This is a genomic window from Rhizobium sp. ZPR4, from assembly GCF_040215725.1.
In the GTDB taxonomy this organism is placed as follows: domain Bacteria; phylum Pseudomonadota; class Alphaproteobacteria; order Rhizobiales; family Rhizobiaceae; genus Rhizobium; species Rhizobium rhizogenes_D.
Window position 1 is genome coordinate 45,495 of the sequence record NZ_CP157971.1, and the last position, 24,921, is coordinate 70,415.

21 protein-coding genes and 2 pseudogenes are annotated in these 24,921 nt (G+C 58.3%); 21 read left to right on the top strand and 2 right to left on the bottom strand.

The window, feature by feature from the left end; genetic code table 11:
• Window positions 1-74: 74 nt before the first annotated feature.
• The 6 genes from ABOK31_RS34500 to ABOK31_RS34525 all read left to right on the top strand — a co-directional run bounded on the left by ABOK31_RS34500 (window position 75) and on the right by ABOK31_RS34525 (window position 5,601).
• The gene (locus ABOK31_RS34500) at window positions 75-1,175 is read left to right on the top strand and encodes a branched-chain amino acid ABC transporter substrate-binding protein (RefSeq protein WP_349963313.1); all 1,101 of its coding nucleotides are present in this window, start codon (window positions 75-77) and stop codon (window positions 1,173-1,175) included.
• A 138-nt stretch (window positions 1,176-1,313) separates the two neighbouring features.
• On the top strand, window positions 1,314-2,216 hold the full coding sequence (locus ABOK31_RS34505; protein ID WP_349963190.1) for a branched-chain amino acid ABC transporter permease LivH: 903 nt from the start codon (window positions 1,314-1,316) through the stop codon (window positions 2,214-2,216).
• A gap of 5 nt (window positions 2,217-2,221) precedes the next feature.
• Entirely contained in the window at window positions 2,222-3,613 is a 1,392-nt protein-coding gene (gene livM / locus ABOK31_RS34510; RefSeq protein WP_349963191.1) for a high-affinity branched-chain amino acid ABC transporter permease LivM, read from the top strand.
• On the top strand, window positions 3,613-4,455 hold the full coding sequence (locus ABOK31_RS34515) for an ABC transporter ATP-binding protein (RefSeq protein WP_349963192.1): 843 nt from the start codon (window positions 3,613-3,615) through the stop codon (window positions 4,453-4,455). The genes livM and ABOK31_RS34515 overlap by 1 nt, the downstream gene beginning before the upstream one ends.
• The gene (locus tag ABOK31_RS34520; RefSeq protein ID WP_349963193.1) at window positions 4,455-5,183 is read left to right on the top strand and encodes an ABC transporter ATP-binding protein; all 729 of its coding nucleotides are present in this window, start codon (window positions 4,455-4,457) and stop codon (window positions 5,181-5,183) included. Before ABOK31_RS34515 ends, ABOK31_RS34520 begins: the two co-directional genes overlap by 1 nt.
• 22 nt (window positions 5,184-5,205) lie before the next feature.
• On the top strand, window positions 5,206-5,601 hold the full coding sequence (locus ABOK31_RS34525; protein WP_349963194.1) for a DUF6867 family protein: 396 nt from the start codon (window positions 5,206-5,208) through the stop codon (window positions 5,599-5,601).
• Between the two features lie 44 nt (window positions 5,602-5,645).
• Here ABOK31_RS34525 and ABOK31_RS34530 read toward each other — a convergent pair.
• Together ABOK31_RS34530 and ABOK31_RS34535 are read right to left on the bottom strand one after the other, a co-directional pair.
• Window positions 5,646-5,949: pseudogene (locus tag ABOK31_RS34530) on the bottom strand (IS6 family transposase); the annotation flags it as partial.
• Between the two features lie 173 nt (window positions 5,950-6,122).
• Window positions 6,123-6,749 carry a recombinase family protein gene (locus ABOK31_RS34535; protein ID WP_349963195.1) on the bottom strand — a complete coding sequence of 209 codons (627 nt, stop codon included), beginning with the start codon at window positions 6,747-6,749 and terminating at the stop codon, window positions 6,123-6,125.
• Between the two features lie 270 nt (window positions 6,750-7,019).
• Between ABOK31_RS34535 and ABOK31_RS34540 the strand changes: the two genes are divergently transcribed.
• From ABOK31_RS34540 to ABOK31_RS34610, 15 genes and pseudogenes are all read left to right on the top strand, one after another.
• On the top strand, window positions 7,020-7,817 hold the full coding sequence (locus ABOK31_RS34540) for a GntR family transcriptional regulator (RefSeq protein WP_349963196.1): 798 nt from the start codon (window positions 7,020-7,022) through the stop codon (window positions 7,815-7,817).
• 62 nt (window positions 7,818-7,879) lie between these two features.
• On the top strand, window positions 7,880-8,671 hold the full coding sequence (locus ABOK31_RS34545; RefSeq protein ID WP_349963197.1) for an ATP-binding cassette domain-containing protein: 792 nt from the start codon (window positions 7,880-7,882) through the stop codon (window positions 8,669-8,671).
• 62 nt (window positions 8,672-8,733) lie between these two features.
• Window positions 8,734-9,585, top strand: coding sequence for a lysine/arginine/ornithine ABC transporter substrate-binding protein (locus ABOK31_RS34550; RefSeq protein WP_349963198.1), 852 nt, complete (start codon window positions 8,734-8,736; stop codon window positions 9,583-9,585).
• A gap of 80 nt (window positions 9,586-9,665) precedes the next feature.
• On the top strand, window positions 9,666-10,376 hold the full coding sequence (locus ABOK31_RS34555) for an ABC transporter permease (RefSeq protein ID WP_349963199.1): 711 nt from the start codon (window positions 9,666-9,668) through the stop codon (window positions 10,374-10,376).
• Window positions 10,376-11,101 carry an ABC transporter permease gene (locus ABOK31_RS34560; protein ID WP_349963200.1) on the top strand — a complete coding sequence of 242 codons (726 nt, stop codon included), beginning with the start codon at window positions 10,376-10,378 and terminating at the stop codon, window positions 11,099-11,101. Before ABOK31_RS34555 ends, ABOK31_RS34560 begins: the two co-directional genes overlap by 1 nt.
• 67 nt (window positions 11,102-11,168) lie before the next feature.
• A complete protein-coding gene (locus ABOK31_RS34565) occupies window positions 11,169-12,329 on the top strand; it encodes an enolase C-terminal domain-like protein (RefSeq protein WP_349963201.1) in 1,161 nt (386 codons plus the stop codon).
• Between the two features lie 36 nt (window positions 12,330-12,365).
• The gene (locus ABOK31_RS34570; RefSeq protein ID WP_349963202.1) at window positions 12,366-13,481 is read left to right on the top strand and encodes an FAD-dependent oxidoreductase; all 1,116 of its coding nucleotides are present in this window, start codon (window positions 12,366-12,368) and stop codon (window positions 13,479-13,481) included.
• Complete coding sequence (locus tag ABOK31_RS34575; RefSeq protein WP_349963203.1) at window positions 13,462-13,785, top strand: (2Fe-2S)-binding protein; 324 nt, start codon at window positions 13,462-13,464, stop codon at window positions 13,783-13,785. The genes ABOK31_RS34570 and ABOK31_RS34575 overlap by 20 nt, the downstream gene beginning before the upstream one ends.
• Window positions 13,782-15,281: an NAD(P)/FAD-dependent oxidoreductase gene (locus tag ABOK31_RS34580; RefSeq protein WP_349963204.1), complete on the top strand. Its 1,500-nt coding sequence runs from the start codon at window positions 13,782-13,784 to the stop codon at window positions 15,279-15,281. The genes ABOK31_RS34575 and ABOK31_RS34580 overlap by 4 nt, the downstream gene beginning before the upstream one ends.
• Window positions 15,282-15,286: 5 nt before the next feature.
• The gene (locus tag ABOK31_RS34585; RefSeq protein WP_349963205.1) at window positions 15,287-15,631 is read left to right on the top strand and encodes a RidA family protein; all 345 of its coding nucleotides are present in this window, start codon (window positions 15,287-15,289) and stop codon (window positions 15,629-15,631) included.
• Between the two features lie 141 nt (window positions 15,632-15,772).
• Entirely contained in the window at window positions 15,773-17,956 is a 2,184-nt protein-coding gene (locus ABOK31_RS34590; RefSeq protein WP_349963206.1) for a methyl-accepting chemotaxis protein, read from the top strand.
• A gap of 97 nt (window positions 17,957-18,053) precedes the next feature.
• Complete coding sequence (locus tag ABOK31_RS34595) at window positions 18,054-19,127, top strand: ornithine cyclodeaminase (RefSeq protein ID WP_349963207.1); 1,074 nt, start codon at window positions 18,054-18,056, stop codon at window positions 19,125-19,127.
• A complete protein-coding gene (locus tag ABOK31_RS34600; RefSeq protein WP_349963208.1) occupies window positions 19,127-20,089 on the top strand; it encodes an arginine deiminase-related protein in 963 nt (320 codons plus the stop codon). The genes ABOK31_RS34595 and ABOK31_RS34600 overlap by 1 nt, the downstream gene beginning before the upstream one ends.
• 37 nt (window positions 20,090-20,126) lie before the next feature.
• Complete coding sequence (locus ABOK31_RS34605) at window positions 20,127-20,951, top strand: arginine deiminase family protein (RefSeq protein WP_349963209.1); 825 nt, start codon at window positions 20,127-20,129, stop codon at window positions 20,949-20,951.
• 374 nt (window positions 20,952-21,325) lie between these two features.
• Window positions 21,326-24,206 (top strand): annotated as a pseudogene (locus tag ABOK31_RS34610) (Tn3 family transposase).
• Window positions 24,207-24,921: the final 715 nt, after the last annotated feature.

The following is a 24,921-nucleotide window of genomic DNA, read 5'->3' on the forward strand; positions in this document are numbered from 1 at the left end:
CGTCGACCGCCGCAGGGGGGAGCGCCATGCTCCACTCAACGTAATGTCCAAACATTCAAAAAAGGGGAATGATGATGAAGAAGTTTCTTTTGGCAGCAACCATGCTTGCCGCGATCAGCACGCCTGCACTTGCTGACATGACGATCGGCTGGGGTGGTCCGATTACGGGCGGGAGCGCCGCGGTTGGGGAGCAGAATCTCAACGGCGTCAAGCAAGCGGTCGAAGACATCAATGCTGCCGGCGGCATACTCGGTGAGAGACTCGTGCTTCAGGTCGAAGACGATGCGGGTGACCCCAAGCAGGCCGTTTCGGTGGCAAATCGCCTTGCAGCGGCAGGGGCCCAGTTCGTCGTCGGACATCAGAACTCCGGCGCTTCGATCCCGGCATCTGACATTTACGCCGAAAATGGCATGTTGCAGATTACTCCGGCCTCTACAAACCCAAATCTCACGGAGCGTGGTCTCTGGAACACGTTCCGCACGTGCGGCAGGGATGACCAGCAAGGTACCGTTGCAGGGAACTATCTGACGAAGAATTTTGCTGGAAAGAATGTTTTCCTGGTTCACGACAAGACCCCATACGGCCAAGGCTTGGTCGAGGAAGTCAAGAAGACGATCAATGCGGGCGGATTGACGGAAATAGGCTTCGAAGGCATTTCCGTCGGCGAAAAGGACTACTCCGCACTCATCGCCAAAATCAAGGAAAGCAAAGCGGATGTCGTTTACTTCGGAGGGGTGTATACAGAAGCGGGCCTGATCCTGCGCCAACTGCGCGATCAGGGCAGCAAGATCGCGATGATCGGGGGCGACGCTGTCTTCTCGACGGAATTTGCCGCGATCACTGGTCCGGCGGGTGACGGCACGCTGATTACTTTTGGTCCAGATGCCCGCAAGAATCCCGCAGCGGCCAACGTCCTGAAGAAGTTCGCTGCTAAAAAGATCGATCCGGAAGGGTTTACGCTCTACGGTTATGCAGCCGTTCAGGTCATCAAGGCGGGGATCGAGGCTGCCGGCAAGGCCGATCCGCAGGCAGTCGCGGACAAGCTCCATACAGGGATGAAAATCGACACGGTTATTGGCCCGCTTTCCTACAACGAGAAGGGCGATATCACCCGTCTCGACTTCGTCCTTTACCAGCTCAAGAACGGAAAGTTCGAAGAGCAACCGTCGAACTGATCCCACCACCTTAGATGGTAGGAGCCGGCGCGCCGATACACTCGTTGCGCCGGTAGTCGTCCTTCAGCATCCGACCGTTCCAGCTCCTGGGCACCGCTCAGGGGAGGTAGCTGTGCGCGTTTCCTCGGGAGGAAAATCTTGGAATATTTCATTCAACAGCTCTTTAACGGGCTGACCCTCGGCTCGATCTATGGGCTGGTCGCCATTGGGTACACGATGGTCTACGGCATCATTGGCATGATCAACTTTGCTCACGGGGACATCTTCATGTTGGGCGGCTTCGCTGCCTTGATCGTCTTCCTGGTGCTTACGTCGATCTTTGCGGGATTGCCTGTGGCAGTCCTCCTGCTCGCCATGCTGGTCGTCGCCATGCTCACCACTGGTCTTTGGAACTGGACGATCGAGCGCGTCGCTTATCGTCCACTTCGTGGCTCTTTCCGGTTGGCACCGCTGATAACCGCAATCGGTATGTCGATCGTTGTGTCGAACTTCATCCAGGTGACACAGGGTCCCAGAAACAAGCCCATTCCTCAGCTCATTGGCGAAACCTATCAGATCGGTGGCATAACTGTCTCGTTGAAGCAGATCCTGATCCTAATCCTGACTTCCGTACTGCTTGCTGCCTTTTGGTACATCGTCAACAAGACATCGCTTGGACGTGCCCAGCGCGCCACTGAGCAAGACCGCAAAATGGCAGCACTTCTCGGGATCGACGTGGACCGCACGATTTCTGTAACTTTCATCATGGGGGCCGCGCTCGCTGCTGTGGGCGGGACGATGTTCCTCGTCTATTACGGCGTCGCCTCATTTACGGACGGATTTGTTCCCGGCGTCAAAGCCTTCACAGCAGCTGTTCTAGGGGGAATTGGATCGCTGCCTGGCGCCGTTTTGGGAGGCTTGCTGATCGGTCTCATCGAATCCTTGTGGTCCGCCTACTTTTCAATTGCCTACAAAGATGTCGCTACCTTCGCGATTTTGGCTTTTGTCTTGATCTTCAAACCAACGGGCATACTCGGGCGCCCTGAAGTCGAGAAGGTGTAAACGAAATGGCACCAATCGTCTCCACCGCTGGCAGGCTCGAAGGCGGGCTTGTTGTAAAAGGCCTCCGTGAGGCGGTCTTCACTGGCCTCATCACGCTAGGCCTCTTCGTCCTGTATGTTGGTCTTGGCACGCACCAGAACATCGACAATAAGCTCATAATCAACCAGAGATGGGGACTGCTTGCCATTTTCGTAGCGATTGCCGCCGTTGGCCGCTTCTTGGTCGTTGTCTTCGTTCAACCCAACATCGACAGACGGAAACTTGAGAAGGCGAAGCAAGGCGAGCTCGACATTGCGGCCGGGAAGGGCTTTTTTCACGCACACTTTCTGAAGATCGCTTTGATAGGGTTACTGCTCTACCCGATGGTAATCTACGCGCTGGTTGGCGCGCAGGGTTCGCTGAAGTGGGTCGACAACTTTGGGATCCAGATCTTGATCTATGTGATGCTTGCCTGGGGCCTCAATATCGTCGTCGGCCTCGCGGGTCTTCTCGACCTCGGCTACGTCGCATTCTACGCAGTCGGTGCGTATTCCTATGCACTTTTGTCCACCTACTTCGGCCTCTCATTCTGGCTGTTGCTACCGCTTTCAGGAATCTTGGCCGCCCTTTGGGGGATGGTTCTAGGTTTCCCGGTTTTGCGCCTTCGCGGCGATTACCTCGCGATCGTTACGCTGGCTTTCGGTGAAATCATCCGTCTCGTCCTGATCAACTGGACCGATGTGACAAAGGGGACGTTCGGGGTCGCGAGTATTCCGAAGGCCAAGCTTTTCGGTATACCTTTCGATGCCAGTCCGCATGGCTTTGCCAAGCTGCTCGGATTGCCGATTTCGGCCGCTTACTACAAAATTTTCCTGTTCTATCTCATCCTCGCCCTCTGCCTACTGACCGCTTACGTCACAATCCGCCTGCGCCGCATGCCCATCGGTCGCGCGTGGGAGGCTTTGCGCGAAGACGAGATTGCCTGCCGTTCGCTGGGTATAAATACCGTGACCACCAAGCTTTCGGCATTCGCAACAGGAGCAATGTTCGGTGGCTTCGCAGGATCCTTCTTTGCCGCTCGCCAAGGTTTCGTGTCCCCCGAATCTTTCGTTTTCATGGAATCGGCGGTTATCCTCGCCATTGTCGTTCTTGGCGGCATGGGGTCGCTGACAGGCATCGCTATCGCGGCCGTAGTCATGATCGGGGGAACCGAAGTCTTGCGAGAGATGACGTTCCTGAAGGGTGTATTCGGCTCAGACTTCACTCCGGAACTATATCGAATGCTGTTGTTCGGTCTTGCCATGGTCGTGGTCATGCTTTTCAAGCCGCGCGGTTTTGTCGGCTCGCGCGAACCCACGGCCTTCCTGAAAGAGCGCAAGGCCGTGTCGGGAAGCTTTACAAAGGAAGGGCACGGTTGATGTCCACCGATATCCTGCTCAAGGTTGAACACCTGTCGATGAAATTCGGCGGCCTGATGGCCATCAACGACCTTTCTTTCCAGGCCAAACGCGGCGAAATCACTGCGTTGATCGGTCCCAATGGTGCGGGGAAAACGACAGTTTTCAACTGCATTACCGGCTTTTACAAGCCGACCATGGGGATGATCACGTTGAACCAGAAGGACGGCAGGCAACATCTGCTTGAGCGCCTTCCGGATTTTCGAGTTACGAAAGACGCCAAAGTTGCCCGCACATTCCAAAATATCAGATTGTTCTCGGGCCTAACGGTACTGGAAAACTTACTTGTTGCTCAGCACAACAGGCTGATGAGAGCATCGGGCTACACCATTCTCGGTTTGCTCGGCATTGGCCCTTACAGGAATGAGGCAAAGGCGGCGATCGATCTCGCCAAACACTGGCTGGATAGGGCTGACCTGCTCGATCGAGCCGACGATCCGGCCGGTGACCTTTCCTATGGCGCTCAACGCCGTTTGGAAATCGCACGCGCCATGTGCACGGGCCCGGAACTGCTGTGTCTCGACGAACCTGCAGCAGGTCTGAACCCAAGGGAGTCTCTGGCTCTCAATGGTCTTCTTCAGGGGATCCAACACGAGAGTGAAACCTCCATTCTCCTCATCGAACACGACATGTCCGTTGTCATGGAGATATCCAACCATGTCGTGGTGCTGGAATACGGGCAGAAGATATCCGATGGCACGCCGGATTACGTGAAGAACGATCCGAGGGTGATCGCGGCCTATCTAGGCGTCGAAGATGATGAAGTCAGCGAGGTCATCGCGACCGTCGAGGAGGCACAGTGATGACCGGAGCACAACTTCTCAAGGTCCAGGGGGTGGAGACCTACTACGGAAACATTCGGGCGCTGGCGGGTGTCGACGTCGAAGTTAAAAAGGGCGAAATCGTCAGCCTTATCGGCGCTAACGGCGCCGGGAAATCGACGCTGATGATGACCATTTGCGGGAGCCCTCAGGCGCGCACGGGCTCGATCATCTTCGACGGCCAGGATATCACCAGGTTGCCGACACATGAGATCGCGCGTCTGCGGATTGCTCAGTCGCCTGAAGGTCGCCGGATATTCCAGCGGATGACCGTAACCGAGAACCTCCAGATGGGGGCGAACCTCGACAACCTCAAATTCTTCAACGAGGATGTCGAAAAAGTGTTTGCGATGTTCCCGCGCTTGAAGGAACGACAGCATCAACGTGCCGGAACGATGTCAGGAGGCGAGTTACAGATGCTGTCGATCGCACGTGCGCTGATGGCTCGTCCAAAACTCCTCCTGCTCGACGAGCCTTCTCTCGGTCTAGCGCCGCTGATCGTCAAAGGGATTTTCGAGCAGATAAAGAAACTGAACGAAGACGAAGGGCTTACCGTTTTCCTTGTCGAACAAAATGCGTTCGCCGCGCTCAAGCTTTCGCACCGGGCTTACGTGATGGTCAACGGTAAAGTGACATTGAGCGGTTCGGGCAAAGATCTGCTCGCGAACCCGGAAGTCCGCGCCGCCTATCTCGAAGGCGGACGGCACTGAGCAGAGACAAGGGATATCGGACATGCAAGGATTGTTTTTTGAACCGGACGCAGGCGTGCATCTTGTCATTCGTGGCTTCGTGGTCCTACTAGGTTTTTGGACTGCCTGGCGAGCCGGCAAGTCGCTAGCAGATAACTGGGCTGGATTTCCGCAGGTCTTTGCTTGCACCTTCCTCATAGCCTTGGTGATGCAGTTCCTTCACCACGCGCTGTTCGATGGCCCCATGCTGAGCATCTTCTATTTCACCGTTGACTACTCGATGCTGCTTGTTCTCGCCATAGCCGGTTTTCGGATGCGTCGAACGGACCAGATGGTTCGAAGCTACTACTGGCTGTACGAGAGGAGCTCCGCTTTCTCTTGGCGGCCAGTGCGTGACGGCATGGATGCAAGAGCCAAGAATGGGGCGATGTCACTTTAACTGACCTCAAACGCATATCAGACGGTTTGCTTTAGGAATTGTTCTCAAACCATGGCTCCAGCCGCAGCTTTCGGTTCTGCGATCGCCATGATGCGGTGAGCGCGATTTTGGAATGCGGAGCGATGTGAGCGGGGTGGGACGAAAAGTTACGGACAGCGTAAAAGATAGAGACGAAGCGCTGAAGGCCGCCTGTTGGCGATCGGAAGCTTTGCATCATCCGCTGCCGTTTTCGCAGCGTCACATCAGAGTTCTCGGCCCTGTTGCTCAGACCTTGTGGAATCGGTGTTCGAAAAGTGGCATAACCTGCCGCCGAGCTGCTCCGTAGGAGCGCAATTTGTCAGTGATCATCAGAATGGGGTCGGTTCCGGCTGAGGGCGGAATCGTACGTTAGTGGGCGTTTCTCATTCGCCTCAGGTACTTTGACGTCCTAAGGCGCGATAGACGGTCGGCCGCGAGATTGAAAACACCTGTCGATTTTCAGAAGATAATTTCAGTGCTGACCAAGAGACCTTGTCAGTAGGTCAGACAGTCTGCTCCCTGGGAACGGTGCGCCTCGACCTTTGTACATCTGTTCCGGCCCCGGCCCAGCCAATGCGTTCCAGTGTGTCGATGAGTGTCGAGCGAGGCACCTTAAAGGTGCGGCACACCGAAGCCTTGCTGGCGCCACTGTCGAGGGCGGCGACAATCTGTTCGATCCTCTCCAGGTCAAGCGAAGGCGGCCGTCCACCCTTTCGACCGCGCCGCCGGGCGGCCGCGAGCCCTGCCGTAACCCGTTCCTTTATCAGGGCCCGCTCATACTGGGCGAGCGAGCCAAAGATGTTGAATAGGAACTCTCCGTGCGGCGTTGTGGTGTCCATCTGCTCGGTCAGCGAATGGAAAGCGACGCCACGCTCCTTCAGTTCGTCGACGATCCGGATGAGGTGTGATAGGGAGCGGCCGAGGCGGTCGAGCTTCCACACCACCATCACGTCGGCGGATCGCAGGTCCCGCAAACAGGCCTTCAGTCCCGGTCGGTCATCGCGAGCCCCGGAGGCTCTATCCTGATGCAGATGACGTTCGTCAACGCCGGCGGCGATGAGCGCATCACGTTGCAGATTGACCGATTGACGTTCGTCGGCAGGTGAAACGCGCATGTAGCCAATCAGCATATACGATAAAATTCGAATTGGACGTTTTCGTACATTGCCACAATCCGACAGGGTTTGTCGTGCAAAATAGCGGGGTAGTTTGGCGGTTTTGCAAGGCCGCCCTGCTGGGTGACGACAATCACTTGTTTGTCGTTATTTCACGCACCACGTGCGTCTGCAGGACTCGTTAAGATCGCGATGCCGACCATTTCGAGACAGCTGTATCCATCCCGCTTGCTCAAAGGCTGACTGCTCATATCCCAAACACCTCTTGACAGAAAATCTCACAACATGCAGATTGCCGGCAATCGGCATCCGGCAATCGTGAGGATGCCTTGGGAGCGGTCTATGCGAAACGGTGATTCCGAAAACAAAAGCGTCAGCAGCAGCCTGCACGTGCTCCGAAACGTGTCCATCTCGGAGCTCGTCTATCAGCAGGTGCATGAGAAGATTCTGTCCGGAGAGCTTTTTCCGGGCGAACATATGAACGAAAACCGTCTGGCTGCCGCGCTCGGCGTCAGCAGGGCATCTGTTCGCGAGGCACTCCGGCAGCTCGAAAAGGACAGTTTGGTCGAAATCACCAAGAACAGGGGGCCGTTCGTTCGCGATATGCCACCTGAAGAGGCGTGGGAGCTTTACGACATCCGCGCGTCACTCGAGGCCCTTGCTGCGGAATTGGCCGCGAAAAGGCGCACCGATGAGGATCTCCATCTCCTTGCTAAGTGCCTGGAAAACATGGATCGCTCGATCGAGGATGGAGATGAGGCGGGCATATTCCAGTACGCCGTCGAATTTCATCGGATTGTGGCGGCGATGTCCGGCAGCCAGAACCTGGTGGATATGCTGAAAGGCGTCTGGGGGCGGCTCGTGCTGTTCCGCAGCAAGTTCTCGCGTTTGCATCTGGGTGACCCCGGCAGCACCGAGGAGAAGCGGATCTTGGCGGCCATCCAGGCAGGAGATGCCGAAGCGGCATCCGCTCTGATGAGAGCGCACATCATCGGCGGGAAAGAAGGTTTGATGAAGCATGCCAAGGAGCATGAAGCAAAAGCCGAGAGGAAGGCTGCTGCGGGCGGAAGGAAGCAGCCATGAAGTCTTCAAGACCGGTTATCGCTTCTGTCGCGCGGAGTGCGAGCGTCACAAGCGTCGTGGCAATGCCCAATCTCTCCGTGAACAGCAGCAATCGCCCAACCTTGGTTGCGGAAGACATCCATAAGAGTTTCGGCCCTCTCGAGGTGTTGAAGGGGATCTCGCTCGAAGCGAACAGAGGCGACGTGATTTCGATCATCGGCAGTTCAGGGTCCGGCAAGAGCACATTCCTGCGCTGCATGAATTTCCTTGAGACGCCGAGCAAAGGCCGGATCGCGGTTGGTCAGGACGAGATCAGAATTGAAACTGACCGTAGGGGCCGCCTGATCGGGCTCGATCGAAAAAGGATCGACCGGATGCGCATGCAGCTCGGGATGGTGTTTCAAAGCTTCAATCTCTGGTCGCACATGACGGTTCTCGAAAACGTCATGGAAGGGCCTGTGCATGTCCTCAAGCAACCGAGAAACGAGGTGCGCGACAGGGCCATGGATTACCTTGGCAAGGTCGGAATCGCGGGGAAGCATGCGAGCTATCCATCCGAACTGTCTGGAGGACAACAACAGCGAGTCAGCATCGCGAGGGCACTTGCTATGCAACCCGCGGCGCTCCTGTTCGACGAGCCTACGTCTGCGCTCGATCCAGAGCTAGTTGGCGAGGTTCTCAAGGTTATCCGACAGCTTGCGGAAGAAGGCCGCACCATGGTCGTGGTCACTCACGAAATGGGCTTCGCGCGCGACGTCTCGAGCAAGGTCGTTTTTCTCGAAAAGGGGAGGATCGAGGAGCAAGGCACACCAGACCAGGTATTTCGTAACCCATCTTCGTCGCGCTGTCGCGAGTTTCTCGCGAGCGTCCGCTAACGCCCGGCACCACGCCGACGATCAATAGCTTTCAACAAAAGACGAAACACAGAGGTGAACGCATGAGAATCTCCAAACTGAATACATTGCTCGCAATGCTCGCTGGCGCCATGGTTCTTGCGGGGCCGGCAGCGGCCAAGGACTACAAGAGCGTCACGTTTGCAACCGACGCCACATACGCGCCCTTCGAATACAAGGATGCCAGCGGTAACCTGATGGGTTTCGATATCGATCTCAGCAAGGACCTGTGCAGCCGCGTGAAGATGGAATGCCCGGTGATCGAGCAGGCCTGGGATGGGATCATTCCGTCTCTCGTCGCCGGACGCTACGATGCGATCCTTGCCGCCATGGACATCAATGCTGAGCGCGAGAAAGTCATTTCTTTTACCCAACCCTACATCAAGACCCCGGTTCGTTTCATTGCGCCGAAAGGCAACTCCCTGTCGGAGTTCAAGAGCGGGCTGGACAGCCTGACCCTCGATGACGTGAGCCCGGAGGAACGGGCGGAGTTGGACAAGCTGGCGGCTGCCTTCAAAGGTAAAAAGATCGGCGTGCAATCGAGCACGACGGCCGAATCCTTCGTGAAGGAGTTCCTGCCCGACGTGGAACTCGCCAGCTACGATACACCCGACAATATGGTCCTTGATCTCAACTCAGGCCGCATCGACGCAAGCCTGTCGACACTTGCGCGCCTCAAGCCGCTGCTTGAGAAGCCCGAAGGCAAGGACCTCGCCATTTTCGGGCCGAACATGACCGGCGGACCGTTCGGCAAGGGAACTGGCATTGGTCTGCGCAAGGAAGACGGTCAGCTACGCGACATGCTGAATAAGGCCATCGCCGAAGCCGTCGCCGACGGCACGATCGAGAAGTTGTCGATGAAGTGGCTGGGCTTCGACGGTACACCGAAGCAGTGAGACAGCACTGATGTCGGAGTGCGGACCGCTTTCGTTCGCAACTCCGACATTTCCGGTTCTCCCGCAACAGAGTTTATATAATGGATCTCACGCTATTTGGATGGGGCGATGCCGGCTGGGCCGATGAATTGACCCTTGGAGCGGTCTTGACAATCGTGGTCGCGGCTTGCGCCTTCATGCTCGGCATCATTATCGGGTCCGTCTTTGCTGCTGCAAAGCTCTCCAGGTTCTGGTCGTTGAGACTCCTCGGCGACGTCTATACGACCGTGGTGCGGGGCGTCCCAGAACTCCTGATCATCTTCCTTGTATTTTTTGGCGGTGGATCGTTGCTTCGGTACGTGGCCAACGCGCTCTTTGGATTTGAAGGCTACATTGAGCCGCCGGTCTTTGCCATTGGGGTTTTGTGTATCGGTGTAAGCGCCGGCGCCTATTCAACCGAGGTGATCCGGGCCGCAGTTCTCGCAGTTCCGAAGGGACAGATCGAAGCGGCCAAATCTATTGGCATGGCTCCAGCCCTCCGTTTGCGCCGGATTCTCATTCCGCAGGCAGCGAGATATGCGCTGCCCGGCATGGGTAACGTCTGGCAATACACCTTGAAGGATACATCACTGATCTCGGTTGTCGGCCTCGTCGAGGTAATGCGTGCCGCCGCGGTTGGAGCTGGTTCGACGAAAGAACCTTTCACCTTCTATCTTGCGGCCTTCCTCGTTTTCCTTCTGCTGACCTCCGTGTCCAACCAGGGTTTTTTCCGGGCTGAGAAGTGGGCAAACCGCGGCGTGAGGAGCCAGTGATGGATTTCGAACTTATGCGGGAGGCGTTCCCGAAACTTATCGCCGCCGTTCCCACGAGCCTGACATTGGCTACAATCTCGCTGTGTCTTGGTTTCGCGCTTGCTGTGCCGCTCGCCTTGATGCGCGTGTCAAAGAACCGCTCTCTTTCTGCCATTGCCTACGGCTACGTCTACGTCATCCGCTCGACGCCGCTTCTGGTCCAAATGTTCTTGATCTACTACGGATCGGGGCAATTCAGGGGCTTCTTTGAAGCGGTCGGCTTGTGGACTTTCTTCCGGGATGCCTGGTTCTGCGCGATCCTTGCTCTAACGCTCAGCACCGCCGCCTATAGCACCGAAATCGTGCGGGGCGCGATCCAGGCTGTACCTTTGGGTCAGATCGAAGCGGCTCGCGCGGTTGGCATGTCGGGTTTCCTGCAATTCCGTCGCATCGTCTTCCCGATCGCGATGCGTCTTGCTCTGCCTGCTTACGGCAACGAGATCATGCTCATGGTCAAGTCGACCTCGCTTGCGTCGACGATCACCATCCTCGAGGTGACCGGTGTCGCCAAGCAAATCATCTCCAATACCTATCGGCCGGTCGAAGTCTTCGTGATCGCCGGCGCAATCTATCTGTCGATCAACTTCATCGTCACTCGATCGGTCATGGTGATCGAACTGTGGCTCAACCCCCAAAGGCGTGCGGAGCGGGGTGTAAGTGGCGCCTCTGCCGCGCCCGGTCACTGAGCGCCGGCAACTTTTGTCATCGGCTTTGAATGCGATGTCGCGATCCGAATAAATCAGGAATGAACCAATGAACGAGATTATCTCCGCCGCATCGATGGCGCCAATCGTGAGTGCCGAAGTTTTCGAAATCGAGGCCAAGCTTTGCACACCATACAAGCTGACCGAGGGCGTCCTTTTTGCGACCCAGGCGGTCCTCGTGAAGCTGACGGACGTTGATGGCATCGTGGGGTGGGGCGAAGCTAACCCCGCCGAAACGGTGGATGGTGAGACGCCAGCTGGCGTGATTCGGGCTCTGAATGAAACTCTGTTACCCGCTGTTCTGGGCGCCAAACAGCCTTATCCGGGCACGATCGATGCGTTGGTCGATCGTCTGCTTCCCGGCCATCTTTGCGCAAAGGGCGCCGTCACGATGGCGTTGCTGGATATTTTGGGCAAACGCTTGAACGTGTCGGTGGCAATCCTGCTTGGGGGACCGATCCGCGCGTCGCTTCCGGTGCTGTGGCCCTTGAGCAATGGCAGCGCCGAAGACGACATCCCCATCATCGAAGAGCGTTCCGCTCATGGCTTTTCCAGCTTCATGCTGAAGATGGGCACGTCGCCCATCGCCAGCGAAATCAAGCGTGTCGCAGCTCTGGAGGCGCGATATGGCGATCGCATCAAGCTCATCGCAGACGCCAATCAGGGATGGAGCTTCAATGAGGCGCGGGAGTTCATAGCCGGCATTGCCGGTTCAAGAATTGCCTTTGTCGAGGAGCCCCTGTCAACCGACGTTATCAAGGGCATGGCCGCTCTTTCAAACGAAAGCCGCCTTCCACTCTCTGCAGATGAAGCGATCATCGAACTGAGCGATGCGGCCGAACTCGCAGCCGCCGGAGCTACGAAGGTCTTCAGCATCAAGAGCAGCAAGAACGGCGGGCCTTTGCGCGCGCAGCGCATCGCCTCAACGGCCGAGGCATTCGGCATCGATTGCTATATGAACTCGATGATCGAGTTCGGCATCACGCAGGCGGCATCACTTCAGCATGCTGTCACGGTCAGAAACCTCGTCGACGTCGGCCACGCGTACATGTCGACAATGCGCTTGGTCGAAGATCCCACTGATTTTTCGTCCTTCGTGCGCAATGGGGTGGTCCATTTGCCCCAACGTCCGGGTCTAGGAACCGTCATTGACGAGGCCCACGTGCGGCGTCTGACAATCTCGAACTTTAACATGGGAGCGCAAAGATGAGCGCTGTTCCCGCCAACGTACGCGAGATGTCCGCCCATGCAAGACGCTGACCTGACCATTATTGGGGGCGGCCTCGTCGGAGCGTCCATTGCCTGGGGGCTTGCCCGCTCAGGCGTGAGGCCACTCGTTCTCGATGGTTCGGATCTGGACCTCAGGGCATCGCGGGCGAACTTTGCGCTGGTCTGGGTCCAGGGGAAGGGATTGCATGCTCCCCACTATGCGCTGTGGTCGGCCAGATCGGCGAGAGAGTGGCCGATTTTGGCCCAAGCGCTGTCGGAAGACAGCGGCATCGATGTTGGACTCGTTCAAGATGGCGGCTTCACCTTCGCACTTTCGGACGAAGAGCTCGCCTCCATGCACGCCGATATGGAGACTATTGCCAGGGAAACCATCGGCCAAGCTGCGACCTTTGAACTGTTGAACGGTAAAGAAACCCGAGCGCGCGTCCCGCACCTTGGCCCGGATGTCGTCGGATCGATCTATTCTGCGGCCGATGGGCACGTTAATGCATTGCGCCTGTTTCATGCGCTCCATGTCGCAATGGACCGGAAAGGGGCTATCTACCGCCCCAATCACAATGTTGATGCCATCGAACCGGTTGCCGACGGCTTCGTTCTGCGGGGCGAGGGCTTTTCCATTTTCTCGCGCAAGATTGTTCTGGCGGCCGGCCTCGACAACGAAAGGCTGGCGCCTATGGTGGGCCTTGCCTGTCCGCTCAAGCGCAGCAAGGGACAGATTCTCGTGACCGAGAAGTGCAGGCCTTTTCTGCCTTGTTTGTCGCCGACAATCCGCCAAGCCGACGAAGGCGGTATCATGATCGGCGACAGCGAAGAGACAGATACGGCCAGCATTACCACATCTTCGGATATCAGCGCCGTCCTTGCGAGCCGCGCTCTGCGCATTTTCCCGGCGCTTGCGGACTTGAACGTGGTGCGCAGTTGGTCCGGTTTCAGGGTCAAGACTGTGGACGGAGTCCCGATCTACGATCAGTCGGAAGACTACCCGGGTGCTTTCCTTGTGGCTTGCCATTCGGGCGTGACGCTGGCGGCGAACCATTCGCTTATCGTCGCGCCGCAGATCGCTGCCTCCAAGCTTGCGGACGATCATTCACCATTCTCGGCAAGGAGGTTCCATGCTCAAGCGGTTGCGTGAGATCCAAGAGCCCGTGTCGTTCATCTTCGATGGCACCGAAATGCAGGCGCAGCGTGGAGACATGCTAGCCACCGCGTTGCTTGCGGCAGGCGTTGCTCATGTCCGTCGATCTGTCGTCAGTGGTGCGCCCCGTGCTCCTTTTTGCCTGATGGGCGTCTGCTTCGAATGCCTCGTCACAGTTGATGGCGTTCAGAACCGCCAGGCTTGTCTCGTTGAAGTCGAGGATGGAATGACGGTGCTTAGCCAACAGGCCACCTCGAGCTTGCCTGCACCTGCGAGCGTCGAGGAAGGGCGTGCGCCATGACAATGCGGATCGTGTCCAGGGCTGAAGTGCTGCTTCCGGTTTATGACATCGTGATCGTCGGGGCCGGGCCGGCGGGAATGGCGGCTGCGATAGAGGCGTCGAGGGCGGGAGCACGGGTCGTCGTGCTCGACGAGAACCCTCGTTGCGGCGGCCAGATTTATCGCGAGATCACCCGCAACCGGCCGGGCGAGCGCCGCTATCTCGGCGCCGACTACTGGAAGGGAAAACCGCTCGCGGAGTCTTTTGCGGCGAGCAATACGGATTACACGGCGAAAGCCACCGTCTGGAGCATAGAGTGTGCCGACGATGCGGATGAACATGCGCATCATCGTGTGGGACTGACCGTGGCCGGCGTGGCGCGAATGATCGAGGCAACCGCCATCATCCTTGCGACCGGCGCTCAGGAAAGGCCGATGCCCGTACCCGGATGGACACTGCCGGGTGTGATGACGGCGGGTGCGGCCCAGATCGCGCTCAAGTCCTCCGGCGTCGTGCCGAATTCCCCGGTGGTACTCGCAGGCTGCGGACCGCTTCTATACCTGCTAGCAAGCCAGCTCGTCGATGCGGGCGCGCGCAACATGACGGTTCTCGACACATCGCAATCGCTCCTTAGATGGGAGGCGCTGCGCCAGCTGCCAGGCTTCCTGCTTTCGCCTTACCTTGTGAAGGGGCTCGGTCTGCTCCTCAAAACCAAGCGCAACGTGCGAGTTGTGACCGGAGTCCAGTCGCTCGCCATTTTGGGGCAGGACCACGTCGAGGGCGTTCGTTTCGAAACGCGCCGGGGAACCGAAAGCCTGCAGGCCGAGACGGTTCTGCTCCACCAGGGTGTGATCCCGGGCATCAATCTCGCAAGTGCCGCGGGTTGCCCTTTGACCTGGAATGAGCGCCAGCGTGCCTTTGAGCCGGTGACCGACGCCGAGGGACGCACGCCAAGGCGCGGCATCCTCATCGCCGGAGACGGCGCCGGCATCGGTGGTGCTCAGGCGGCGGAAATTGCCGGACGGATTGCCGCCCTGGCAACCCTTTCGGATCTCGGGCTGACAAAAGTGCCGGTTGCGGTTTCATCGCTCAGAAAGCTTCAACGGCAGCGCCGGCGCTTTCTGCGAGGGAGGGACTTTCTCGACGCCCTCTACGCGCCACGGCAGGCCTTTCTTGCCCCACCAGATCCCCAGACGATCGTTTGCCGGTGCGAGGAAATCACCGCAGGCAAGCTTCGCGAGGCGGTTGCGCTTGGACCTCCTGGGCCGAACCAGTTGAAGACGTTCGTTCGCTGCGGGATGGGGCCTTGCCAGGGCCGCCTCTGTGCCGCCACCGTGACCGAAATCATGGCAGCCGAGAAAGGAATGAACCCGAGCGAGATAGGGACCTACCGCCTGCGCTCACCGGTAAAGCCGGTGCGCCTTGCTGAACTTGCCGGTCTTCCACATGCGCCGCGCGCGCTGAAAGCCGTCACCGGAAGAGATCCGGTCGATCACCAAATGAATGAAGAAGGATAATTGTCATGACCGAACGGCTGCTTCGCACACCCACCCTGCATCGCATCGTCAAGCACGATGGCATCGCTTACATCGGCGGCATTGTTGCCGACGACGAGAGCCTCGACATGGCTGGCCAGACCCGAGAGGTTCTGAAAAAGCTGGACGCTTATCTGGAAGAGGCGGGGTCTGACCGATCGAAGCTACTTTCCGCGACGATCTTCATTACGGACATGAATGTCAAACCCGCGATGGACGCGGTCTGGAAAGAATGGCTGGCGCCCGAAGACCTGCCGGCGCGGGCGACCATCGGCGTCGCTGACCTAGGGGAACGGACGCTGATCGAACTCATCGCCACTGCGCACTACTGAGTGCCAACTGCAGACGATAGGAACGCCTCAGGAGGTTGAGGTGAACCGACCGGAATCAATTTTAGGGGGGATGCAATGAAGTGGCTAGGAATACGAAATGGTAGACTTGCCTGGCCCATCAGCCGGAAGATACCCGCTGTCATGCTCTTTGTGGGCGTCCTGTCTTGCGGCGCGGTGGCGGCCTTTGCCGGCTTTACGTCTTTTGCGACAACCGAAGACCTCATCGGCAAACATCTCGAATATGTGGCAACGACAAAACGCGAGACTATCCTCGCCAAGCTCAACGCCACCCTTCTTGAGACGGAAGCCCTCGCGAACACGCCTGGTCTGGTGCAATTGTTCGACAAGCTGAACGTCGGCTTCAAGAACACGCCGGAAGATCAGCGCAAGCACTTATCCGCGCTTAAGGTGGAGGGAGGTGATCTTGCCAAAGGCACCACTGACGAAGCGAAATTTTTCGTCGACAATTATCTCAAGGCGGACCCTTGGCTCAAATCGCTCGTGGCAGAGCATGGCTATGCGGGTATCTTGCTCGTCAACGCCACAGGCGAGCTCGTCTACAGTAGCGGGGGGGATCCGCTCGGCGTTATCGATCCGAGCGGTGCGCTCGGTGCTGCAATCGCACAATCCGCGGATCTCAAAGATGCGGTGATGACGGACTTCAGTGCCGCGACCCCGGGCCAACCCGGCGTTGCCTACTTTGCGGTCGGCGTCGCCGACGCATTCAAACCGACGGCGCGTGGCGGCACATTGCTTATCGCTATCAGCACCGAATTGCTCGATGCAATTTCGCACCAGGATTCGGGATTTGGTCCAAACGGTGAAGCAATCGTCGTCGGAAGTGACGGCAAGATGCGATCGACATCCCGTTTTGCAGATAACAAACTCGCTGCGACGACAATTGACCAAGAGGCGTTCGCGCAAGGCACGTCGCTCCGCGTCTATCGCGGACATGAGGTTCTGGCTGCGCCCGAGCCTCTCGCCTGGGGCGGCCACCATTGGACGGTCGTCGCGCTTGAGCCGGCAGCGGAGATATTCGCACCCGCCATGGCGATGATCTGGAAGATCGTCGCACTCACTGCGGCGACGGCCCTCGTCACGTTATTGGTTGCCGTTGTGGCGTCGCGATCGATCTCCCGGCCCATTACACGGCTGGTGTCGTCGATGAAGCTGCTTGCCTCCGGCGATTCGAGCGGCGACGTGGAAGGCGTCGGCCGGCATGACGAGATCGGCGACATGTCTCGGGCGGTGCTCGTCTTTCGGGAGAATGCAATTGCGAGGGTGGCTGCGGAGACGGACGCCAAAAGAAGCGGAGAAACGGCGGAACGGGAACGCCGGGCAGTGGAGACGGAGCGCGTCGAACGCCTCAGCGTTCAGGCGGGCGTTGTCGCCCAAATCGGCAGCAGCCTGTCCGCGCTCGCTGACGGCATTCTTTGCCGACCAATTGATGCCGCGTTTCCGGAAGACTACCGTCAACTAAAGGACGACTTCAACATTGCCCTGGCGCAGCTGAGAAGCACGATCTGCACGGTGATCGGGCAAGTGAACTCGATTACAGCAATTGTCGGCGAGATGAGCAATTCGACGGATGTGCTGGCGAAGCGCACCGAGCATCAGGCTGTCGTGCTTGATGGCGCGGTTCAGACGATGAACGCCATTTCGAGCGGTGTGAGTCTCACAGCAAACGCTGCAAGCGCGGCCGACGCTTTGGTGTCCGAGGCCCATTCCGTGGCCGCATCTTCGGACGAGATTGTTTCGCAAGCCGTCGCCGGCATGGCCAAGATTGAAGATTCGTCCTTTCAGATCGCCACCATCGTCAATGTCATCAACGACATCGCGCACCAGACAAACCTTTTGGCCTTGAATGCGGGCGTCGAGGCTGCCCGGGCCGGGGAGGCTGGTAAGGGGTTTGCCGTCGTTGCCTCCGAAGTGCGAGCGCTTGCCCAGCGTTCGGCAGACGCTGCGAAAGAGATCAAGGAACTGATTGACGTGTCATCGCAGCGCGTCGCGCGAGGCATGGAGCTCGTCGGTTCTACCAGCGAACTCTTGAAGCAGATCGCCGGGCATATCGATCGGATCAGGGACGTCGTTTCCAATATCGCGTCCACGGCCGCCAACCAGGCGCGGCACCTCGGGGAATTCAAGTCGACGATCCGGGAGATCGATCTATCGACCCAACAGACGGCGGCCATGGCCGAAGAGTCCAAGGCTGCCTGCATGTCGTTGGAGGATGAAGCTGCCCATTTGCTGCATCTCATCAGCAAGTTTGAACTGGGCGAACACGCACCGGCTACCAAGGAGCACTCTCGTGTCCTGGTCGCATAGCTCCCCCCCGAGATTCTTAGCGCGGCAGTCGACCAAAGGCTGCCGCTAGTCTCATACGCCGACATTATGTCGGCCGCGAATAAGGAACTATTGAAATATGCAAGAAAAACTGAATGTCGTCCCCTTCGTGAGCGTCGACCATATGATGAAGCTGGTGCTCGCCACCGGCGTGGAACGCTTTCTCATCGAGCTTGCCGCCTACATCGAAGAAGACTTCCGGCGCTGGGAGTGCTTCGACAAAACGCCGCGCGTCGCCTCGCACAGCTCGGACGGGGTCATCGAGTTGATGCCGACCAGCGACGGCGAGACCTACGGTTTCAAATACGTCAACGGCCATCCGAAGAACACGCGCTCCGGCCGCCAGACGGTGACGGCCTTCGGTGTGCTCGCAGATGTTGGCAATGGTTATCCGATGCTGCTGACCGAAATGACGATCCTCACGGCGCTACGGACCGCGGCGATGTCGGCGGTCGCCGCAAAGTACCTTGCGCCGAAGGGCGCGCGCACCGTGGCGATGATTGGTAACGGCGCCCAGTCGGAATTCCAGGCGATCGCCTTCAAGGCGATCCTCGGCATCGACAAGCTGCGTCTTTACGATATCGATCCGTCCGCCACGGACCGATGCCAGAAGAACCTTGCCGGCATGGGCTTTGAGATCAAGACCTGCTCCTCCTCACAGGAGGCAGTGGAGGAGGCTGAAATCGTCACCACGGTCACGGCCGACAAGCAGAATGCCACGATCCTCACCGACAACATGGTCGGTCCCGGCGTTCACATCAACGCCGTTGGCGGTGACTGCCCTGGCAAGACGGAGCTCCACCGCGACATCCTGCTGCGCTCCGACATTTTCGTCGAGTATCCGCCCCAGACGCGCATCGAAGGCGAGATCCAGCAACTCGATCCGGATCATCCGGTGATCGAGCTCTGGCAGGTCATCGCGGGTCATGCCACCGGTCGTTCCGGTGAACGCCAGATCACCCTGTTCGATTCCGTCGGGTTTGCCATCGAAGACTTCTCGGCCCTTCGCTACGTCCGCGATCGGCTGAAGGATACAGGCCTCTATGATGAGCTGGACCTGCTCGCCGATCCCGACGAACCGCGCGATCTCTTCGGCATGATCCTGCGTGCCGCCAAGCACACTCCCGTCGCTGCCAAGGTTGGAGCACTCTGATGACCAGATCGTCCGTACAAGCGCCGAAGTCAGTGGTGATGATCCGGCCGCATCATTTTACGCCGAACCCGATGACTGCCGCCGACAATGCGTTCCAGTCGAATGACAGCAAACGCTCTGCCGCGGCGATCGCGAACAAGGCCTTTGACGAGGTTACGCGGATGGCCGAAGGTCTCGCCGACACCGGCGTCACCGTCCATGTCTTCGAGGACGAGACCGTCTCAACGCCGGACTCCGTCTTTCCAAACAACTGGTTCTCGACCCATTCCGGCGGGCACGTCGCCATCTACCCGATGTACTCGGCCAATCGGCAAAAGGAGCGCCGCAGCGACGTCATCGAGATGCTGAAGAATGAGTACCGGGTCCAGGACGTCATCGACTACTCAGGGCTCGAGAAGGACAATGTCTATCTCGAGGGCACCGGGGCGATGGTACTCGACCACATCGGCCGGGTTGCCTATGCGGTGCGTTCGAACCGCACCAACGAAGTCGCGCTCGAGCGGTTCTGCACGCACTTCAACTTCGAGCCGATGGTCTTCGATGCCGTGGATCGCAGCGGCAAGCCGATCTACCACACCAATGTGCTGATGTGCATCGGCACGGATTTTGCGCTGCTGGGGACGCAGATGATCCCCGATGCTTCCCGCCGGCAGGAGATCGTCACCAGGCTCGAAGAGACCGGCCGCCAGGTCATCGAGCTGTCGATTGGGCAGATTGAGAACTTCGCTGGCAATGCCATCGAGCTCGAAGGCAGGGAAGGCCGTGTCCTTGTGCTGTCGGCCCGCGCCCACACGAGCCTGGATCAGGAGCAGATCGCGACGGTCGAGCGCTCCGCGAAGCTGTCGCCGTTCAACGTATCGACGATCGAACTCGCCGGCGGCTCGGTGCGCTGCATGCTCGCTGGCATTCACCTGTCGCGACGCACAGCGCTGACGGAACACCTGCAATTCGCGGCCGCATGAGCGTCGCCCAGACAATCGAACTAAAGGATAACCAATCATGTCGCAGACCCGATCCGTTTATGAGTTCAACTCCGCCATCGTCCGTGAGCCGTGCACTTCGGTGGTCAACGGCCTGCGTGCCGATGACCGCGGCGGTCCGACCTACGAAGGTATCAAGGTCGAGCACGACGCCTATATTGCAGCCATGCGCGATGCAGGGGTCGAGGTGACCGTCCTGCCGCCGCTCGAAGCCTTCCCGGACTCGATCTTTGTCGAAGATCCGGCGCTGGTGTTTACCAACGGCGCCATATTGCTTCGCCCTGGCACCCCGAGCCGGGTCAACGAAACGGCGGAAATCGCGCCGGTCCTGCGCGAGAAGTTCGAGACTGTGCTTGAACTGCCCGCGCCCGGTCAGGCGGATGGCGGCGATATCATGTATACGCCGAACGGCGTGCTGATTGGCCTCTCTGCTCGCACCGACAAGATTGGCGCCGAGGCTCTGGTTGCCTGCATCGAAAAGCTTGGTGGAAAGGCCCGAATTGCCGAAACCCCAAAAGGGGTACTGCACTTCAAGACGGCTTCCTCACTGCTCGACGATGAAACCGTGATCGCAACTGCCGCACTTGCCGATGCTGCCGTGTTCGAGGGTTTCCGCAAGATCGTCGTACCGGCAGGGGAAGAACCAGCGGCCAACGTGCTGCGTGTCAACGACGTCGTCTTCGCCAGCGCCTACTATCCGCGCACGCTCGAAATCCTCGACAGCCACGGCTACAAGGTCGTGCCACTGAAGACCGCCGAGATTGAAAAGATCGACGCAGGCCTCTCGTGTATGTCGCTGCGGTGGTATCGTCAGGGTGTGCGTTCCGGCAACCATGTTATTTGATCGAGGGATAACTCCTCAGTCAAATACGATGTAAACACCGCTCCCCAGCTCCTCCCAAGGCGCAACGCGTTGTCTACCGTCGAGCAGGTCTTGACGGTAGACGCCTGTCCTCCCAATGCCCGACGCGCGATCGCCAGCGTAGAATGGCGAATCTCCCATGCCCTGGACGGCGGGCCCTGCCTCGTTCATTGCTCCCTGTCCGGCGCGGGCACCGTGACAGTGCATTTCCGGTCTTTCCCCGTCTGCCTGGCTTTCTCTAGTCACCCCGGAATCTCCCCACCGCCGGCATCATAGAACTGGCCGCCCAATTTAATTTTCCTTGCCACAAGGGATCCTCTTTCGGACACGCATACATAGATAGCGAGATATAGGATATGCCGAGGCGAATTGTCTTGACGGCGCGCCAGCGGTCGTCCCTGCTTGACCTGCCAACCCACGAAGCCTCTCTGCTCAAGCACTATACCTTGGCGGATGACGATATCGAACATATCCGCACCCGGCGCAAAGCCCGCAATCGCCTGGGCTTTGCGCTGCAACTGTGCGCATTTCGGTACCCAGGCCGGTTTTTGACGGCAGACGACACTATTCCCGCAGAAATGGTGAAGTTCATCGCGGCACAGCTTGGCATGCAAATAGACGATCTCGACGGCTATGCCATCCGCGAAGAGACCCGGCGCGAGCATCTTTTGGAGCTCCGTACCATCTATGGCTACAGGAGTTTCACAGGCCGCGTTGCAGGAGAATTGCGGGATTGGCTTCATGGCCAGGCCGAAGATGCCCGCTCCAATGAGGATCTTGCTCAGCGCTTCATCGAACAATGCCGCCGGATTAAGATTATCCTGCCGGGCGTTTCGACAATCGAACGGTTATGCGCCGACGCTCTGGTCGCGGCCGAACGGCGGGTCGAGACGCGGATTGTCGAGCGGCTCGATACAACGATGCGGGCCCGACTTGACGAACTGCTGATCGAAACGGTCGAAGGTCATGTTAGCCGTTTCGTTTGGATCCGCAAATTTGAGATCGGTAACAATTCGGCCGACGCCAACAACCTGCTCGACAGGCTTGAATTTCTGCAAAAGCTTGACCTTGATGCCCAAGTGCTGGCCGGAACGCCACCCCATCGTATCAGTCGTCTTCGCCGGCAGGGTGAACGTTACTTCACCGACGGCTTGCTCGACGTTAGCACCGACCGGCGCTTGGCTATTCTAGCCGTCTGTGTCGTAGAATGGAGGGCCGCCATCGCCGATACGCTCGTGGAGACCCATGACCGGATCGTCGGCAAGACATGGCGGGAGGCGAAGAGACTTTGTGATGGCCAGGCAGCGGATGCCAAGGCTGCCGTCACGAATACATTGCGGGCCTTTTCCCGTCTCGGCTCCGCGGTGCTTGAAGCGCATAACGATGGCAGGTCTCTGGAAACGGCAATCACCATATCACCCGGCTGGTCCGAACTGGAAAAGCTTGTCGCCACCGCAGCCCAACTCACCGACACAATGGCCGCCGATCCGCTCTCCCATGTCGCGCAGGGCTATAATCGGTTCCGCCGTTATGCGCCGCGCATGTTGCGGTGCCTGGAGATTCGAGCCACTCCTGTGGCCGAACCCCTCATGACGGCAGCGGCGTTGATTCGAAACGGGCTGGACTGTCCGTCACTGCCCACGGATTTTCTCCGACCAACTTCCAAATGGAGCCGCCATCTCAACACGGCGCGCAAGGACCGCCGACTATGGGAAGTAGCGGTGCTGTTTCATCTGAGGGATGCCTTTCGTTCGGCGGACATCTGGCTCCACTCTTCTCGCCGCTATGCCGATCTGAGAGAGACGCTGGTGCCTTTAACTGCCGCAAAGGCTACGGCGAGACTGGCCATCCCCTTTGAGCCCGAAACTTGGCTCGCCGATCGAAAAGCTCGTATGGCCGAGGGGCTGAAGCGGCTCGCCAAGGCCGTTCGAACCGGCACAATCCCGAAGGGCAGCATCGAAGATGGCACCTTGCGGATCGAGCGCTTGGCCGCAGCAGTGCCTCAAGATGTCGACGAACTGATCCTCGACCTCAACGGGCGCATTCCCGAGGTCCGGATCACCGATATCCTTCTTGAAGTTGACGCGGCAACTGGCTTCGGCGACGCCTTCACTCACTTGCGGACCGGAGCGCCCTGTAACGACAGGATAGGCCTGCTGAACGTGCTGCTCGCCGAAGGACTCAATCTCGGACTGAGAAAGATGGCGGAAACCTCGAACACCCATGATTACTGGCAATTGTCGCGCCTGTCGCGCTGGCACGTTGAAAGCGACGCCATCAATCAAGCCTTGGCCATCGTCGTCGCTGCCCAGGGGGGATTGCCCATGTCCCAATTCTGGGGGCTGGGTGAAACTGCCTCCAGCGATGGCCAGTTTTTTCCGGCTGCACGGCAAGGCCATGAATCTCTTTAACGCCAAATATGGTCCCGAGCCCGGCTTGAAAGCCTACACGCATCTGTCCGATCAGTATGCCCCGTTCGCCACCCAGCTCATTCCCGCGACGGTCAGCGAAGCACCTTATATCCTCGACGGTCTGCTCATGAACGAAGCCGGGCAACGCATTCGCGAGCAATATGCGGATACCGGCGGCTTCACCGATCATGTCTTCGCAGCTGCCTCAATCCTGGGATACCAATTCATCCCTCACATCCGAGATCTGCCGTCCAAACGTTTCTATGTATTCAATCCAGCAGGCACACCGCAGGAACTGCGCGGGCTCGTCGGCGGGAAAATCCGCGAAGATACCATTCTTCAGAACTGGCCCGATATCTTGCGCAGCGCCGCCACCATGGTTGCCGGCATCGTGCCGCCAAGCCAACTCCTGCGCAAATTTGCCTCATATCCGCGACAACATGATCTGGCGCTGGCGCTTCGGGAAGTCGGCCGGATCGAACGCACGCTCTTCATCATCGAGTGGATCCTCGATATCGACATGCAACGGCGCGCCCGCATTGGCCTCAACAAAGGCGAGGCACATCATGCCCTCAAAAATGCCCTGCGCATTGGGCGCCAGGGTGAAATCCGCGACCGGACTGCCGAGGGGCAGCACTATCGCATGGCTGGACTCAATCTGCTCGCCGCAATTGTCATCTACTGGAATAGCGTTCATCTCGGTCATGCCATCGTCAGTCGCCAAAAAGCAGGTCTCGATGTGCCTCAGGAGCTTCTTGCACACATCTCTCCACTCGGATGGGCTCACATCCTGTTCGCAGGCGAATACAGATGGCCGAAACCGTAGGATGGCTCGCTAACGTACGATTCCGCCCCCAGCCGGAACCGACCCCAGAATCAGCGCGATACCCTACTTCTTCGAAAGACGGGTCAGCAGTTGCCTGGCAGCCCTTGGCGCTGCCGCGGTTCTGAACAATATCGCCGATCACGTCCCAAGCTGCCATGTAGAGGCGAGGTGCTTTAGGGGAGGGTGAAGTCTCATGCAGGATGAACATCTGTTCCGTAAACGGCGATTGCTGCGCAGGCATGCAAGGGTGAGACTTCATTTATTGGATTTTTAAGTAAATAAAGCCAAACTCCCAATAATTAGAGTTGGGGAGCCAGGGCTGTGTCAGTTTTTCGCAATACGAGTATTCGCACCAAGATTTTGACGATGATCTTCTTCGTCAGCATGCTGTCCGGCGTAAGCTTGACCTACACATCGCTGCGGTTTGCGGCTGCTGACGAGGCATATAAGCATTTTATCGGGTCTGCATCGAAAGCCAATACAGACATCGTGGCCGCAACGCGACACCTACAGTCTGTCGCCTATCGCGCCTATCAGGTCACCGCTTATGCACCTGATGCCAAGGATTTCGACGATGTTGCCGGCAGTTACGACAAGAACGCGACGCGGATGTTCGACCGCTTCGCTGACGCAGTCGCGGCTTATCCGGAGGGCAAAGTCGAAATCGATGCCTTCGTTGCCGACGCTAAGGCCATCAAAGCTTTGCTTGACAAAG

Coding starts and splice junctions, on each gene's coding strand:
- livM (WP_349963191.1), top strand. CDS start 2,222: ATGGCACCAATCGTCTCCACCGCTGGCAGGCTCGAAGGCGGGCTTGTT.
- ABOK31_RS34545 (WP_349963197.1), top strand. CDS start 7,880: ATGCCCAATCTCTCCGTGAACAGCAGCAATCGCCCAACCTTGGTTGCG.
- ABOK31_RS34605 (WP_349963209.1), top strand. CDS start 20,127: ATGTCGCAGACCCGATCCGTTTATGAGTTCAACTCCGCCATCGTCCGT.
- ABOK31_RS34570 (WP_349963202.1), top strand. CDS start 12,366: ATGCAAGACGCTGACCTGACCATTATTGGGGGCGGCCTCGTCGGAGCG.
- ABOK31_RS34525 (WP_349963194.1), top strand. CDS start 5,206: ATGCAAGGATTGTTTTTTGAACCGGACGCAGGCGTGCATCTTGTCATT.
- ABOK31_RS34575 (WP_349963203.1), top strand. CDS start 13,462: ATGCTCAAGCGGTTGCGTGAGATCCAAGAGCCCGTGTCGTTCATCTTC.
- ABOK31_RS34535 (WP_349963195.1), bottom strand. CDS start 6,749: ATGCTGATTGGCTACATGCGCGTTTCACCTGCCGACGAACGTCAATCG.
- ABOK31_RS34520 (WP_349963193.1), top strand. CDS start 4,455: ATGACCGGAGCACAACTTCTCAAGGTCCAGGGGGTGGAGACCTACTAC.
- ABOK31_RS34550 (WP_349963198.1), top strand. CDS start 8,734: ATGAGAATCTCCAAACTGAATACATTGCTCGCAATGCTCGCTGGCGCC.
- ABOK31_RS34580 (WP_349963204.1), top strand. CDS start 13,782: ATGACAATGCGGATCGTGTCCAGGGCTGAAGTGCTGCTTCCGGTTTAT.
- ABOK31_RS34555 (WP_349963199.1), top strand. CDS start 9,666: ATGGATCTCACGCTATTTGGATGGGGCGATGCCGGCTGGGCCGATGAA.
- ABOK31_RS34600 (WP_349963208.1), top strand. CDS start 19,127: ATGACCAGATCGTCCGTACAAGCGCCGAAGTCAGTGGTGATGATCCGG.
- ABOK31_RS34565 (WP_349963201.1), top strand. CDS start 11,169: ATGAACGAGATTATCTCCGCCGCATCGATGGCGCCAATCGTGAGTGCC.
- ABOK31_RS34560 (WP_349963200.1), top strand. CDS start 10,376: ATGGATTTCGAACTTATGCGGGAGGCGTTCCCGAAACTTATCGCCGCC.
- ABOK31_RS34540 (WP_349963196.1), top strand. CDS start 7,020: ATGCAGATTGCCGGCAATCGGCATCCGGCAATCGTGAGGATGCCTTGG.
- ABOK31_RS34590 (WP_349963206.1), top strand. CDS start 15,773: ATGCTCTTTGTGGGCGTCCTGTCTTGCGGCGCGGTGGCGGCCTTTGCC.
- ABOK31_RS34595 (WP_349963207.1), top strand. CDS start 18,054: ATGCAAGAAAAACTGAATGTCGTCCCCTTCGTGAGCGTCGACCATATG.
- ABOK31_RS34515 (WP_349963192.1), top strand. CDS start 3,613: ATGTCCACCGATATCCTGCTCAAGGTTGAACACCTGTCGATGAAATTC.
- ABOK31_RS34585 (WP_349963205.1), top strand. CDS start 15,287: ATGACCGAACGGCTGCTTCGCACACCCACCCTGCATCGCATCGTCAAG.
- ABOK31_RS34500 (WP_349963313.1), top strand. CDS start 75: ATGAAGAAGTTTCTTTTGGCAGCAACCATGCTTGCCGCGATCAGCACG.